Below are 14555 nucleotides of genomic sequence, written 5' to 3'. Positions count from 1 at the left end.
CTCTATATTATACTCGTTCGCAGACAAACTGTCAAGGCGGCAGCGAGGCTTGGTCTGCAAGCGAAAAAAATTGCTCTTTTGCAGTTAAAAGGGCGGATATTGCGGAGTGCTTTGTTAAAAAATGACAAAAATGAGCGGCGTTATATGTCAAGTTGTTAAAAAATTGCGGAATTGAAGTAAAATTGCGTGACATTTCAATGCTGCTATGCTATAATGTTAATAAGATTTTTATGCGGACATGAAGTTTATCCGTACTATTTATACAGAGGAAGGGATTTTATAATATGGACAACAACAGATACGATAGATATGATAGATATGAGTCACATCGTCCCCGTAAAAGAGTATCCCGCAAAACGCTGAGAAGAAGACAGCTCACTGCACTTTTCATTCTGGCATCCCTTGTGCTGATGTTCGTTATTCTCGTTGCCAACGCTTGCAAGGGCGATCCAAAGAAAGATGAAAAGGGCAAGGCTAAGACAAATGTCACTACAACGACTACGGTCGTTACAAATACAGACGCTCCTATAGTTACGACCGTTACCACTACGGCAACTCTCTCTGATCCCGTAAACAAGAGCGATTTCAAGCTTGACAAGTACTCTGTTTTCATTGAGGTCGGCGAGACCGATACACCTATGGTACAGCAGTACCCAGACGGTGCTTCCGAGGCTGATGAACGCTGGTCATCAGGCGACTATACTATTGCTACGGTAGACGATTACGGTCACATCAAGGGCGTTTCCCCCGGAACCTGCTACGTTACCCTGAGATCTGCAAAGGATCAGACACAGGAGGTAATGATAAAGGTAACTGTCCGCGGTGACGGAACTTCAAACAACGATACAGCTTCGCCTCAGTCCAACAGGACTGAGGCTCCAGAGCCCCCTGTTTATGATACAGAGGGGCTTACTTATGTAGACGGGGTTTTGATAGCGAACAAGAGCTACAGCCTTCCGTCAACTTTTGATCCCAAGCTTGAACCGCTGGTATATGAGCAGTTCCAGAAGCTTTCGGGCGACGCTTCAAAGGAGGGGCTGAAAATATATGTGGGTTCGGGCTATCGTTCATACAGCGATCAGGAGAAGATCTACGACAACTACGTACAGCAGGACGGCAAGGACGCCGCTGATACCTATTCCGCCCGTCCCGGATATTCCGAGCATCAGACAGGACTTGTTATCGACGTGAATACGATAAACGATGAATTCGGATATACTCCCGAGTCAGCATGGCTTGCAGAGCACGCTCACGAGTACGGCTTCATAATCCGCTACCCACAGGGCAAGGAGGCTTATACAGGCTATCAGTACGAGCCGTGGCATATAAGATATGTAGGCTCAAAGCTTGCAACAAAGCTCTATAACAGCGGTCAGTGCCTTGAGGAATATCTTGGCATAGACTCGAAATATAAAGAATAATTGCTCCCCTGTCAGTCGACGGGGGTATTTTTATTGACTAATCTGCTGATATGTGTTAAAATCAGAATACAGACTGAAATATAAAGGCGGTGCAGTATGCCAAGATTTTTTACGAATGAGCTTGATGAGAATAATATAGTGCTGAGGGGCAGCGACGCAAATCATATAGGACGTTCTCTGCGCATGAGAGCAGGGGAAGAGGTCACAGTCTGCTGCAACGGCATAGACCATCATTGCGTTATAAGGAGTATAACTCCCGATGAGGTCTATCTTGACCTTGTGGACAAGCAGATATGCGCAGCAGAGCCTGATATCGAGGTCACTTTGTTTCAGGCTGTGCCAAAGCTGGACAAGCTTGAATATATAATCCAGAAAAGCGTTGAGCTGGGCGTGTCGAGGATAGTTCCCGTGCTCACAAGACGTTGCGTTTCGCGTCCTGATGAAAAGGACTTTACAAATAAGAAGTTACCCCGACTTAACAAGATTGCTGAGGGAGCTGCAAAGCAGTCGGGCAGAGGCATTATCCCTGAGGTAACATCTATGGTCAGCCTTAAAGAAGCTCTTGAAATGATGAAGCAGCTTGACCGTAATATCCTGCTCTATGAGGAGGAGGGAGGAGTGCCGTTCGGCGATGTTGAGCTTGACGGCGCAAGAACAGTTGGACTGTTTATAGGCAGCGAGGGCGGCTTCGATAAGGAAGAGGCGGAAGCAGCGGTAAATATCGGTGCTGCGCAGGTCTGGCTGGGCAAGAGAATACTGCGTTGTGAAACTGCACCAATAACAGCCCTTTCAATTTTGATGTTTTTAACAAATAATATGTAAAGAGTTGAAATCAGAAAAAAAGTATGATATAATATTTATAGATTATCGTAATCCGGTCGCAAGCGGTTCGGTAAGTACTAATTCTTGCGGAGAAAAGAGGAAAATAAAATGAATAAATTTTTAGTTGCTATTTTAGCTGCTACTGCAGCAACCGCCGTTGGATATGTCGCAGCACAGGCTCTCAAGGATAAGAGCTCGGGAAATGATTATGATGATGACGATTACGATGATTTCGATAATTTCGATACAGATGAGAGCATCGACTTCGAGATCAATGATGATGCTGTAAGCGACGCTGCTGAGGAGATCAAGGACAAGGCAGAGGATATCAAGGACGCTGCTGAAGATATTGTTGACGATATCAAGGACTAATGACTTTGGAGGGAGCTTGAAGCTCCCTTTTTTGTCACTTTGATAATATATACGCGGAATAGTGTTGAATATTGTGCAGTTATACAAAAACTGAAATTTAGTCTTGACAATCCCATATTGCTTTGATATAATATAAAAGCTGTTTATCACGGATACAGCTTCTGAGTGTCCGAGGCGTAACTCAGTTTGGTAGAGTGCTTGCTTTGGGAGCAAGATGCCGCAGGTTCGAGTCCTGTCGCCTCGACCAGAATTTTTTTGAAAAAACTTCAAAAAAGTACTTGACAACTCGGAAATAATGTGATATAATAATTAAGCGTTAAACGCTGGTGTAGCTCAGTTGGTAGAGCAGCTGATTTGTAATCAGCAGGTCGGGGGTTCGAGTCCGTCCACCAGCTCCATTATTTTGCCTTGATGCAAAAACAATCTAATCAATGGGAGAGTTCCCGAGTGGCCAAAGGGGGCAGACTGTAAATCTGTTGCTTTTCAGCTTCGATGGTCCGAATCCATCCTCTCCCACCAGAAGCGCCCCGAAAATTCGGGGCTGTTTTTGTTTACGACTATTCACCACACCAACCTTGCAAATTCCCTGCAAGGGCTTTTTTATGCCCGAAAAAAAAGAGGAATTGCACGGAAACACAGCGGCTTTGTTAAGAATTTTATAAGTAATGTAGGAGGGTTCAATGTGAAGATCGAAGTAAAAAATTATGATATCAAGCATTATTCTGCCCTTGTAAAGAATGCGGAAGTATTTAAAAAAATGAAAAAAGTTACTGTGTTTGCAGGTGCCATGTTTGTTCTCATAGCTGTATTAACTATATTGGTAACTCTTTCGACACGCTCGGTCAACGGAATAATGCTGACCTGTCTGACGATCATATTTGCAATGTTTATGTCTTTGGGCTACAGGCTCAGAAAGCTCGATCCTGTAAAGGGCTTCAAGCTCTTTTGCAGCAAAAATCCTAATTACGGCATAAATGTTTCATTTGAGGAAGATGATATCGTTCTTGATACACATACTGATGTTTCCGAGTCTCACAGCTCATATAAATACGTCCGCGTTGTCAGTGCTGAGGAGAAAGAAGGCTTTTTCAGCGTGTTGATCGACGGCTCGGGATATATCGTTTTCAATGAGAGCGAGATAGTTGAGGGAACAGCAGAGGAATTCAGAGCTTTACTGCGCAAGAAAATAGGAACAAAGTATAAGGAGAAGTAATATGACAGTATGCAGATTAGACGATGCCGACAGAATTGATGCCACATATCAGCAGAAAATGTCGGGCGGCACAGGAATTACAATAATTCTTTCAGTTTTGATATTATTTGTCGGACTTGTAGTGTACGGCTTTATCGCACTTTCAGACAACGACATAAATCCATTGTTCATTCTTATATTGATACCTGTACTCATCGGACTGATTTTGGTTCTGAGAACAATTAGAAAGATAAAGAATACAGGCTATTTCATGGCTTATGTTATTGACGAGTCGGATATATATCAGATAGATATACTCAAAGCCTGTACAAACGATACCCTTTTCGGTTCGCAGTACAGCTTCCTTGTGGGCGGAAGCCTTGCCCGTGCAAACCGTATAATAAAAAACCTGAAAAAGCTTCCCTCTACTTCATATGTTGAGGAATTCGTCTGCAACAGACAGGTAGCCGAGTACAGCGGAAGCGTCATAGATAAGGTCTTTTCGATCAATGAGGGAAAGGAATTCCTCACAGTAAAGGCACAGCTTACTGTCGTGAACAAGAATTCCGCATTAGTTCCCACACGCAAGAAAACACTCTATATCCCGCGAACATTCACAAATATAGATACACTTCGTTCGCGTCTGGAATATCTTATGTAAAAATCGGCGCTTTTGCCGTTTACATATAAAGAAACAAAGTTAATGATAACTTGGAGGAAAGAAAATATGATAAGAGAAGATTTAAGAAACATCGCCATTATCGCGCACGTTGACCACGGTAAGACGACCCTTGTTGACGAAATGCTCAAGCAGGGCGGCGTGTTCCGTGAAAATCAGGCAGTTGCCGAGCGTGTAATGGACTCAAACGACATCGAGAGGGAAAGAGGTATCACTATCCTTGCGAAGAATACCTCGGTAATGTACAACGGAATAAAGATCAACATTATTGACACCCCAGGCCATGCTGACTTCGGCGGCGAGGTAGAGCGTGTACTTGAAATGGTTGACGGTGTTCTCCTGCTTGTTGATGCAGCAGAGGGTCCTATGCCTCAGACTCGTTTCGTACTTTCAAAGGCTCTTGAAATGGGTCACAAGATAATCGTAGTCGTAAACAAGATAGACCGTCCCGATGCCCGTCTTGACGAGATCGGCGATGAAGTATTAGAGCTTCTTCTTGATCTTGATGCAAACGAGGATCAGCTCGAAAGCCCGCTCCTTTTCTGTTCGGGCAGAAGCGGTACAGCTTCTCTCAGCCAGTACGAGGCAGGTACAGACCTGAAGCCTCTTTTCGATACTATCGTAAACTACATCGAGCCGCCTAAGGGCGAGGAGAACGATCCTCTCCAGATGCTCATTTCCTCTATCGACTATAACGAGTACGTAGGACGTATCGGTATCGGACGTATCGTAAGAGGTAAGATATCCGTAAACCAGCAGGTAACTGTCTGTGATTACACAGGCTCAAAGAAGAACTACAACGCTAAGATAGTTTCACTTCTCCAGATACAGGGACTTAACCGTGTACCCGTACAGGAAGCTCAGATGGGCGATATCGTATGGATATCGGGTATCGAGAATATCACTATCGGCGATACTATCTGTGCAACAGATGCTCCCGATCCGCTCCCGTTCGTAAAGATAAGCGAGCCTACAGTTGAAATGACATTCTCGGTAAACGACAGCCCCTTCGCAGGACGCGAGGGTAAGTTCGTTACTTCCCGTCAGCTCCGCGAGAGACTCTTCAAGGAGCTCCTCAAGGACGTTTCTCTCCGTGTAACAGAAACAGATTCCACAGATGCGTTCCGCGTTGCAGGCAGAGGAGAGATGCACCTTTCTATCCTTATCGAGAATATGCGCCGTGAGGGCTATGAGCTCGGCGTATCAACTCCAAGAGTACTCTTCAAGCAGGACGAGAACGGCAGAAAGCTCGAACCGATCGAGCGTCTTGTTATCGACGTTCCCGAGGACTGCGTTGGCTCTGTAATGGAGAAGATAGGCGCACGTAAGGGCGATATGGTTGATATGCACCCACAGGGAAGCCGTATGCGTATCGAGTTCCTTATCCCTGCAAGAGGACTTTTCGGCTATAAGAGCGAATTCCTCACAGATACAAAGGGCGAGGGCATCATGAGCCACGTATTCGACGGCTATCAGCCATACAAGGGCGATATCGAGCGCAGAAACACAGGTTCTCTCGTATCCTTCGAGACAGGCGAGGCTGTTACATACGGTCTTTACAACGCTCAGGAGCGCGGACAGCTCTTCATCGAAGCAGGTACTCCTGTATATGAGGGCATGATCGTCGGTGCTTCACCAAAGACAGAGGATCTCGTTGTTAATGTCTGCAAGAAGAAGCACCTCACAAATACCCGTGCAAGCGGAAGCGATGACGCTCTTCGTCTTGTTCCTCCGAGAGTGCTCAGCCTTGAGGATTGTCTTGAGTTCCTTGCTGATGATGAGCTCCTCGAAGTAACTCCCGAGTCACTCAGAATAAGAAAGAGAGTGCTCAGTAATACTCAGAGAGCTAAGGACAGAAGTAAAAAAGCTTGATTTTTTCACAGAATGAACACATATAAACCATATAATTTGCAGATTTTGAGGTTATAATATGAAAAAGTTTGTTTTGACATCGCTGACCGCGGCTATGATCATAGCTTCAACAGGGTGCGGAAAGAAAGTCAGCGGCAACGAAAAGCCGTCACAGAAAGAAACGACTTCCGCATCTGCTGCCGAAGATACAATTGAAGCAGATTCAGATGAAGAACTTGCTACAGTCCGTGAACGTGATATAGTTTCGTCAGATATCCTCGATTACGAGATATACAACGGCGGAGTCATTATAACAAAGTATAAAGGCAAGGAATCAGCAGTAGAGATACCTGCCGAGATAGAAGGGACTCCTGTCAGGGAAATAGGCTTCTTTGCATTTGAAGCCAATGAGAAGCTCACCTCTGTGGCTCTCCCTGAAAGTGTCCAGACTATCGGTGAAGGCGCGTTTATCGACTGCACCTCGCTGACAGAGATAAATTTACCCGCAGGACTCACCGTAATAGAGAGAGGTGCTTTTGCAGGCTGTACATCTATAACGGAGATGACCATACCTGAGGGAGTACAGAGCATACATAACGGTGCTTTTGCAGGCTGTACTGCTCTTACTGCAATGACGGTGCTCAGCCGCGAACTTAAATATGAGAACTGGGGATTGGAAGAACTTCCGAATTTGGTGATATATGCACCTGAGGATTCAGCAGCTGCTGAATGGGCAGGCGCAATGGGAAAATACACCATATACTAAATTTTTTTAATCTGGGAGGAAAACCATGAAAAAGATGAAGATTACAGCAGCAGTTCTTGCAGCAGCAGCAGCACTCCAGTGCTTCGCAGGCTGCGGAAAGAAAGATGAGATCAAAGTTCCTGATACAACTAATTCAACAGCAGACGGAGAGAATGTAAACAACTTCGATGCTGAGGGTTACTACAACAAGGTGCTTGAAAAAGTTCAGAGCGCAGAGGTAGGCACAGACGCACCTCAGCTCGGAAGCCTCGGAGATGTTGTAACACCTGAGGCTGATTCTGCGGAGTCTAATTTAGGCACATACCGCGTAAGCAGCAATGGTGTTAAGCTTTATTTCAACGAAGAGGAATATGCAAGCAATCTTCTGCTCACACTTGAGCAGTACTTCCTTTCATATCAGAATGCTGACTATACTAAGTATACAAGCTGTGTGTTCCCAAGCTTTATTGACGAAATGGGAACATATCTCCAGAAGGATTACGGTTATGATTTCAAGACCTCATTCGCAAAGCAGTGCGCAAGTCTTGCAAATATAATGCACGGTGATTATAAGATAACACGTATCAGAGTTGAAAAGCCGAAGCAGCATACAGAGGGCGTAGATAACCTTGACAGCTACTTCAAGGGCATGGACGAGCATTTCGGCAAGGCATACCACGAGCAGGTAAAGGGCGAGTGCAATAATCTTATCGACGCTTGCTTCTATGTAATGGGCGAGGATTCAAACGGAAACGAGTCTGTAATAGTAAACGGATACGAAATCGTTTTTGCTGAGAAAGACGGCAGATATTATACATTTGGTTAAGAGGCGACCATTTAATGAATAGGTTTATTACAAGTGCGGCAGCTCTTACATTGGCTGCGTCAATAGCATTTTCAGCCGTATCATGCGGCAGCAAGAAGGACGAGCATGACCACCACGATCATAATATGGTAGGTGTAAATGTACCCGATGATGTTGATATTAGCTCAGATGAACTGGGCTACGGTGCAACACAGAAGGACGAAAAGCCTGAGGACTCAGACGTTCCCATAGGTGTCAGCTATGACCCGAGGTATATGACCCATGACGAAGCAGTCAAGGTAGTAGATTACTTCTATTCGCTGTCAGCAAGAGATGCAAGCAGGCTTGAAAATGCGGTATATCCGCCTGTTCTTAAATATGATCTTGAACATTTTGAAATAGCTTCATCGCAGGAATTCCTTAACAGTCTGTATGATATGTATAAGGAAGATCTCCAGACTGATTTCGAGTTCACCTATGTGCTCGTAGAGGATATACTGGAGAATGAAGATAAGAATGCAGAATGTGCGGTATTTGATGAAATACTGAAAAAGGCTGCACCTGACGCAAATGTTACTGACAAAAAGCTGTTTAAGGTAAACTGCACATACAAAAAAGCAGGCGGTCACGGCTCACTTTTACTTTATAAAAATGAGCAGGACGATGCAACCGTAGCAGTATATACCATAGACGGTGTACCCTATATTATCTCTTAACATTACAAAAAGGACGGCATTATGCCGTCCTTTAAAACTTTATTTACCAATAAAAAGGCGGACATTAAGTCCGCCTTTGTGTTATATCTGAGTTGAGTAGTTAGGAGCTTCCTTAGTGATATAAATATCATGTGGGTGGCTCTCTTTAAGACCTGCGCCTGTGATGCGAATGAACTTAGCTTTTTCGTGGAGAGTCGGGATATCCACGCAGCCGCAGTAACCCATACCCGAACGGATACCGCCAACGAGCTGGAAGATAGTATCAGCAACAGGACCCTTGAAAGGTACACGACCCTCAACGCCCTCAGGAACCAGCTTCTTAGCGCCTTCCTGGAAATATCTGTCCTTAGAGCCGTTTGCCATAGCACCGAGGCTTCCCATACCTCTGTATACCTTGAACTGACGACCCTGATATATCTCTGTTTCACCTGGAGCTTCTGCACAGCCTGCAAGGAGTGAGCCGAGCATTACAACGTTGGCGCCAGCAGCCAGAGCCTTAACGATATCGCCTGAGTACTTGATACCGCCGTCAGCAATAACAGGGATACCGTACTTCTGAGCAACACAGGCAACATCATAAACAGCAGTGATCTGAGGAACACCGATACCTGCAACTACACGGGTAGTACAGATAGAGCCTGGTCCGATACCGACCTTGAGGCAGTCTGCACCTGCTGCGATAAGAGCCTCAGCAGCCTCAGCAGTAGCGATATTACCTGCGATTACCGGTATCTCAGGGAATGCTTCCTTGACCATTTTCAGGCACTTGATGATGTTTGCACTGTGACCGTGAGCAGAGTCGAGCACGAGAACGTCAGCCTGAGCGTCGATAAGAGCCTTTGCTCTTTCGAGTACGTTAGCTGTTACGCCGATAGCAGCACCGCAGAGGAGTCTGCCCTTGCTGTCACGAGCGGAATTAGGATACTGAACTGACTTTTCGATATCCTTTATAGTGATAAGTCCCTTGAGGTAGCCTGCCTCATCAACGAGAGGGAGCTTTTCGATCTTATGTGCACGGAGAATTTCCTGAGCCTGTTCCAGAGTAGTACCAACAGGAGCTGTAATAAGGTTGTCCTTAGTCATTACCTCAGAGATCTTAGCCTTGAAATCTGTAAGGAAGCGCATATCTCTGTTAGTGATGATACCAACGAGCTTGCCGTTTCCGTCAACTATCGGAACGCCTGAGATCTTGAATTTACCCATAAGCTCGTCAGCGTCGGCAACGATATGATCCTCGGTAAGTGAGAATGGGTTAACGATAACGCCGTTTTCGCTTCTCTTTACCTTGTCGACCTCTTCTGCCTGCTGTTCGATTGACATATTCTTGTGGATAATACCGATACCACCCTCACGAGCGATAGCGATAGCCATACGAGAATCTGTAACTGTGTCCATAGCTGCGGTCATTATAGGAGTATTAAGACGGACGGTTTTTGTGAGCTGTGTACCGATCTGGATCATGTTGGGAGTAACATTGGACTCAGCTGGTATCAGCAGCACGTCATCGAAGGTAAGACCTTCCTTCTGAAATTTGCTGTTCATGTCGGTCAGCATAATAAAATTCCTCCTTGCATTGATATTAACTTTAATGATACTATTTTTCGCGCTCTATGTCAATAGTTTGGACGATTTATGAACGTTAAAAATTTATGGTCAAATATGGTCGGGTTTTGGCGAAAAAAGCAATGCGTTATATTAAAGTAACAGGGTGTTAAAGCGTCTGCACTCTTGCGTACTCGGCAAGTATGGCAGAAGCGTCCACAGAGTCCACCTTTTCATCACCGTTCCAGTCCGCAGCCTTAGACTGCGCCTCGGTAAATCTGCCCTTGCCCTTCGATGAGAGCAGAGCATATTCAGCAAGTACAGCGGAAGCGTCAACGGAGTCTATTTTACCGTCGCTGTTCACATCTCCTCTGCTGTCCCTGCCTGTAAGGAAGCTTATTTTCTGCTCGGAGGCGTACTTTTCCGCAGCCGAGCCCTTTTCTCCTCTTATCTGAAATCCCGAGATATTTTCGGAGGCATTGGAACGGGTATCGTATCTTTTGCCGATAGCGTCCCTGCCGATAGTTTTTACAGCAGAGGGGATATAAATACCGCTTATGCCTGCACAGCTGTAAAAGGCATCATCACCTATAGAAGTGACATTATCCGTAAATGATACTTCGCTGAGAGAAGTGCAGGAATGGAAGCAGTTTTCGGGTATCTCGGTCACTGATTTTCCGAGGTTGACGCTTTGCAGGGAGTTGCAGCTCATAAAGCAGCCCTTTCCCAGCTTTGTCACAGAGTCGGGGACAGTTATCCTTTTCAGAGAGAGACAGCCCGAAAAAGCGTGGTCATCTATAGTTTTAACGCTGTTCGGCAGAGTGACCGAGGTTATATCAGCCTTGCCGAAGAAAGCGCCCTTGCGTATAGCAGCGGTCTTTTCGTATATTTTCGCGTTCTTATCACCTGCGTACAGCAGAAGTGTGTCGCCGTTTTCGTAGAGACAGCCGTTTATGTTGCTGTAGGTGGGGTTTTTCTTGTTTACGTCGATATACAGCAGCGACGGGCAGGCAGTAAAGGCGTAATCGTCTATTTTTGCGACATTGCTGCCCAGAGTGATAGTAGTCAGGTTAGGGCAGGCGCTGAAAGCTTTTGCACCGATAGCCTTTACGCTGTCGGGTATCATGCAGATGCTTATATTTTTATTGCCCTCAAAGGCGTTTTCGGCAATGGAAGTAACGGGGCAGCCCTCAAGCTCAGAGGGTATCTGAAGCATGACATCATTACCCTTGCAGCCTGTTATGCTGACCTCTTTGTTGCTTACGGTATAGCTGAGAACGAAGCCTTCGTATATATTTTCTGCATGAGCAGGAGCCGCCGTGCAGACTGTGCTGAAAACAACAGCAGCGGCAGCAAAAGCAGAAAACAGCCTTTTCATATCATACCTCCCTGCGGCAGATATCGCCGCTCACCATTACGAGTACGGGTTCGCTCATAAGGTCGAGAGGATTTTCGCCCTTTCGGTAGAGCTGCAAGTCAGCGTCCTTGCCCTCTCTCAGCGAGCCTGTTATATCGTCGATGCCGAGTATCTCGGCAGGGTATACGGTAATAGTCTTTACTGCCTCATCGAAGCTGAGACCGCCCTTTATCGCAGCCTGAGCCGAAAGGGGCAGATACTGTATTGGTGTAACAGTATGGTCTGTGCATATAGCTATTTTAACGCCGTTTTCATGGAGTGCGGAGGCGTTTTTCAGTTCAAGCCCGCGCATTTCGGGCTTGCAGCGGTCGCACATTACGGGACCGCATATCACGGGAATCTTTTCCTCTGCGATTATATCGGCTATCTTGTGACCCTCCGTGCCGTGGATTATAACTGAGTCAAGGGCAAATTCCGAAGCAATACGCATAGCCGTGCAGATATCATCTGCGCGGTGGCAGTGGAAGAAAGCCTTTATCTTGCGCTCCAGCAGGGGCATAAGAGCCTCGCACTTGATATCGTATTCGGGTGGATCGTAGTTTTCGCTGTCGGAGTAGTAACTGTCCATATCGTGAACGTAGCGGCGGGCCTTGTAAAGTCCCTCGCGTATAAGAGCGGTTATCGCCATTCGCGTAATGGGAGTCTCCTCGCGTCCGTTGTATACGTTCTTTGGATTTTCTCCCAGAGCGAATTTGATGCCGCATTTCTTTATGAGCATATCGTCAATGCGCCTGCCATTGGTCTTTATGGCAGCTATCTCGCCGCCGCAGGGGTTTGCGCTTCCGGGGCTTGAAGCCGCAGCGGTTATGCCGCGCATACGTGCTTCCTCGAAGCAGCGGTCAAAGGGATTGATACCGTCGATAGCTCTCATCTGAGGAGTAAACGGGTCTGTTGACTCGTTGCAGTCATCGCCCTCAAAGTCCAGACCGTCCTCGATTATTCCCAGGTGGGTGTGAGCGTCGATAAATCCCGGCATGAGAATACCGCCCTCAGCGTTTATGCTGTCCTCAGGGATAAGGTTTGGAGTACCTTCGCCCATATTCTTTATTTTGCCGTTTTCGGTATCTATCCAGCCTTTTGCGATGACTCCGCGGGAGTCCATAGTATGAATTTCAGCATTATAGATAAGCATATCCTGCTCACTTTCTTATGACTTCGACTATCCTGTCCGCGTTTTCAACGGGACTGCCTGTGCAGTCGAGCCTTACGGTAGAATGTCTGAGGTATATCTCTTTTCGTGAGTTGTAAAGTGTCTCAAGCTCTTCCTTTGTTGACTTTACAACGATAGGACGGTTCGTGTCGTCCTTAATGCGCTGATAGCAGGTCTCAAACGGGACATCGAGGAATATGACAGCCGCACCTGCGTCCTTTGCCGCCTTTGCGGTATCGGGATTGAGCATGGCACCGCCTCCGCAGGCAGCGACAGTAGTCTTGCCGCAAAGTGATTTTACTATCTCCGCCTCGGTCTGACGGAAGAAGGGCTCGCCCTTTTTCTCGAATATCTCGGGGATAGTCATTTCGAGAGTCCTTACGATTATGTCATCGGTATCACAGAAGCCGCAGCCAAGCTTTTTAGCCGCAAGCTTGCCTATAGTTGATTTTCCGCAGCCCATAAAGCCGCATAAGAATACAGTCATATTTTACTCCTTTTTATTTCTGAGCCTCAAAGAATTCGAGCACCAGTTCATTTGCATCAAAGCCGTTGTATTTCTCGGAATACCACGAATGGCTGCCGCCCTTTACGGTAAGCTCCCACACCTGTTTGTGAGTATCAGAGCATTCGTACTTATTCAGCACCGAGCCGCCTTTCAGCTCACAGCTTTCCGATATATCTGCGTTTATGGAGCTTATGCGGTACGCCATTACCTTTTCTATGGACGGAGCAGGATTAGTTTCCGCGGTACCGTCGCTGTCCTTTGGTACAAAGTCGTCTTTTTCACCTGTAAGCTGGAAAAAGCTGACATTGCTGCTTTTTCTGCTGTCCCAGATGCTTTTCTGCATATATCCCGCATCACACACAAGAGCGGAGAAGGTATCATCAGCTTTTTCGGCAAGAGTATGCATCATGCAGGCACCGCTGCTGAAGCCTGCGGCATATATCCTGTTTTTGTCCAGGGAATACTTCTTTTGCAGATATTCCGCAAGAGCTGTGAGAAACTCCGTATCCTTGTTGTCGTCGGGAAAAGCAGCCGAATTCCAGCCGTTTGCAGCTGTCCTGTCCTTTTTTGAGGCAGCTCCCGTAACGTATACAACGGCATATCCGAGAGGATTTGCAGCCTCCTCGAAATGGATACCGTTCCGCATACCTTCGGCGGAATCTCCGTAGCCGTGAAGAATTATCACAAGGGGAGCATTTTCGGTATTATCGGGCATATCCAAGATAAAATCATGCTTTACACCGTCGAATGTGCAGGAAAAGCTGCCGCCGCCTTTGAGCATTACATTTTTTAACTGAAGCTTTTCGGTATCTTTTTTTACACAGCCCGAAAGCAGAAAAAATGAAACTGCGGTCAGAGAAACGGCTTTTTTAAAGGGGTTCACGGTTTTGCACTCAGTGCCATTTTAGAAAGTGGCACCTTTTCGTCATCTATTATTTTTTCTCCCGTAAACTCGAATCCGTGATGCTTATAGAAAGCCTTTGCACGGATATTATATTCAAGCACCCAAAGCCATGTTGCGCCAAGTTCTTTTACTGCATAGTTGAGAAGAGTCTGTCCGATGCGGAGATTCTGGAATTGCGGTTCGACAAAGAGCTTTTCTATCTCGCCGTCCTTTACGCGGACAACGCCCTTGACTACGCCGCAGTCATCGTAGACCCATGTATTTTTCAGAGCTTCCGAGCCTGCTTCGTATTCCGAAGCCATATCAACTACGTTCAGCTCATTGAAGTAGTAGTCGTCGTTAAGAAAGTAGGGATAAAAATTCACGCGGTAGTTAGTGATTATTATTTCAGCGATTCGTGAAGCATCGCAGGCTTTTGCAGGTCTTATCAT

General features: G+C 46.2%; 15 protein-coding genes and 3 tRNA genes. 12 read left to right on the top strand and 6 right to left on the bottom strand.

Annotated features, from left to right (window positions below; genetic code table 11):
* Positions 1 to 284: 284 nt before the first annotated feature.
* The 12 genes from BUB28_RS09835 to BUB28_RS09780 all read left to right on the top strand — a co-directional run bounded on the left by BUB28_RS09835 (position 285) and on the right by BUB28_RS09780 (position 8603).
* Positions 285 to 1421, top strand: a complete 1137-nt coding sequence (locus BUB28_RS09835) for a D-alanyl-D-alanine carboxypeptidase family protein (RefSeq protein ID WP_072951056.1) — start codon at positions 285 to 287, stop codon at positions 1419 to 1421.
* Between the two features lie 96 nt (positions 1422 to 1517).
* Entirely contained in the window at positions 1518 to 2243 is a 726-nt protein-coding gene (locus BUB28_RS09830) for an RsmE family RNA methyltransferase (RefSeq protein ID WP_072951055.1), read from the top strand.
* A gap of 108 nt (positions 2244 to 2351) precedes the next feature.
* Positions 2352 to 2615 carry a hypothetical protein gene (locus BUB28_RS09825; protein ID WP_072951054.1) on the top strand — a complete coding sequence of 88 codons (264 nt, stop codon included), beginning with the start codon at positions 2352 to 2354 and terminating at the stop codon, positions 2613 to 2615.
* A 170-nt stretch (positions 2616 to 2785) separates the two neighbouring features.
* Positions 2786 to 2862, top strand: a tRNA-Pro gene (locus tag BUB28_RS09820).
* A 75-nt stretch (positions 2863 to 2937) separates the two neighbouring features.
* A tRNA-Thr gene (locus BUB28_RS09815) sits at positions 2938 to 3013 on the top strand.
* Positions 3014 to 3048: 35 nt separating this feature from the next.
* Positions 3049 to 3134, top strand: a tRNA-Tyr gene (locus BUB28_RS09810).
* Between the two features lie 163 nt (positions 3135 to 3297).
* Positions 3298 to 3828 (top strand): hypothetical protein, encoded by a 531-nt coding sequence (locus tag BUB28_RS09805; protein WP_072951053.1) that lies wholly within the window; start codon positions 3298 to 3300, stop codon positions 3826 to 3828.
* A 1-nt stretch (position 3829) separates the two neighbouring features.
* The gene (locus BUB28_RS09800; RefSeq protein WP_072951052.1) at positions 3830 to 4468 is read left to right on the top strand and encodes a hypothetical protein; all 639 of its coding nucleotides are present in this window, start codon (positions 3830 to 3832) and stop codon (positions 4466 to 4468) included.
* A 66-nt stretch (positions 4469 to 4534) separates the two neighbouring features.
* Positions 4535 to 6358, top strand: coding sequence for a translational GTPase TypA (gene typA, locus BUB28_RS09795; RefSeq protein ID WP_072951051.1), 1824 nt, complete (start codon positions 4535 to 4537; stop codon positions 6356 to 6358).
* A 58-nt stretch (positions 6359 to 6416) separates the two neighbouring features.
* Complete coding sequence (locus BUB28_RS09790) at positions 6417 to 7103, top strand: leucine-rich repeat domain-containing protein (RefSeq protein WP_072951050.1); 687 nt, start codon at positions 6417 to 6419, stop codon at positions 7101 to 7103.
* A gap of 25 nt (positions 7104 to 7128) precedes the next feature.
* Complete coding sequence (locus tag BUB28_RS09785) at positions 7129 to 7908, top strand: hypothetical protein (protein ID WP_072951049.1); 780 nt, start codon at positions 7129 to 7131, stop codon at positions 7906 to 7908.
* A gap of 14 nt (positions 7909 to 7922) precedes the next feature.
* Positions 7923 to 8603 carry a hypothetical protein gene (locus BUB28_RS09780; protein WP_072951048.1) on the top strand — a complete coding sequence of 227 codons (681 nt, stop codon included), beginning with the start codon at positions 7923 to 7925 and terminating at the stop codon, positions 8601 to 8603.
* A gap of 81 nt (positions 8604 to 8684) precedes the next feature.
* Here BUB28_RS09780 and guaB read toward each other — a convergent pair whose 3' ends face one another.
* The 6 genes from guaB to BUB28_RS09750 all read right to left on the bottom strand — a co-directional run bounded on the left by guaB (position 8685) and on the right by BUB28_RS09750 (position 14555).
* Positions 8685 to 10157, bottom strand: coding sequence for an IMP dehydrogenase (gene guaB / locus BUB28_RS09775; protein ID WP_072951042.1), 1473 nt, complete (start codon positions 10155 to 10157; stop codon positions 8685 to 8687).
* A gap of 157 nt (positions 10158 to 10314) precedes the next feature.
* Complete coding sequence (locus BUB28_RS09770) at positions 10315 to 11523, bottom strand: leucine-rich repeat protein (RefSeq protein WP_072951040.1); 1209 nt, start codon at positions 11521 to 11523, stop codon at positions 10315 to 10317.
* Position 11524: 1 nt separating this feature from the next.
* Positions 11525 to 12694 carry an amidohydrolase gene (locus BUB28_RS09765; RefSeq protein WP_072951037.1) on the bottom strand — a complete coding sequence of 390 codons (1170 nt, stop codon included), beginning with the start codon at positions 12692 to 12694 and terminating at the stop codon, positions 11525 to 11527.
* Positions 12695 to 12701: 7 nt separating this feature from the next.
* Positions 12702 to 13199, bottom strand: coding sequence for a shikimate kinase (locus BUB28_RS09760; protein ID WP_072951027.1), 498 nt, complete (start codon positions 13197 to 13199; stop codon positions 12702 to 12704).
* Between the two features lie 13 nt (positions 13200 to 13212).
* Complete coding sequence (locus BUB28_RS09755; protein ID WP_072951026.1) at positions 13213 to 14103, bottom strand: CE1 family esterase; 891 nt, start codon at positions 14101 to 14103, stop codon at positions 13213 to 13215.
* Positions 14100 to 14555 carry a GNAT family N-acetyltransferase gene (locus BUB28_RS09750; RefSeq protein WP_072951024.1) on the bottom strand — a complete coding sequence of 152 codons (456 nt, stop codon included), beginning with the start codon at positions 14553 to 14555 and terminating at the stop codon, positions 14100 to 14102. Before BUB28_RS09750 ends, BUB28_RS09755 begins: the two co-directional genes overlap by 4 nt.

This window comes from Ruminococcus flavefaciens (assembly GCF_900143025.1).
Lineage (GTDB): Bacteria > Bacillota > Clostridia > Oscillospirales > Ruminococcaceae > Ruminococcus > Ruminococcus flavefaciens_I.
Note: the sequence above shows the minus strand (reverse complement) of the source record. Positions and strands in the feature narration are given on the sequence as shown.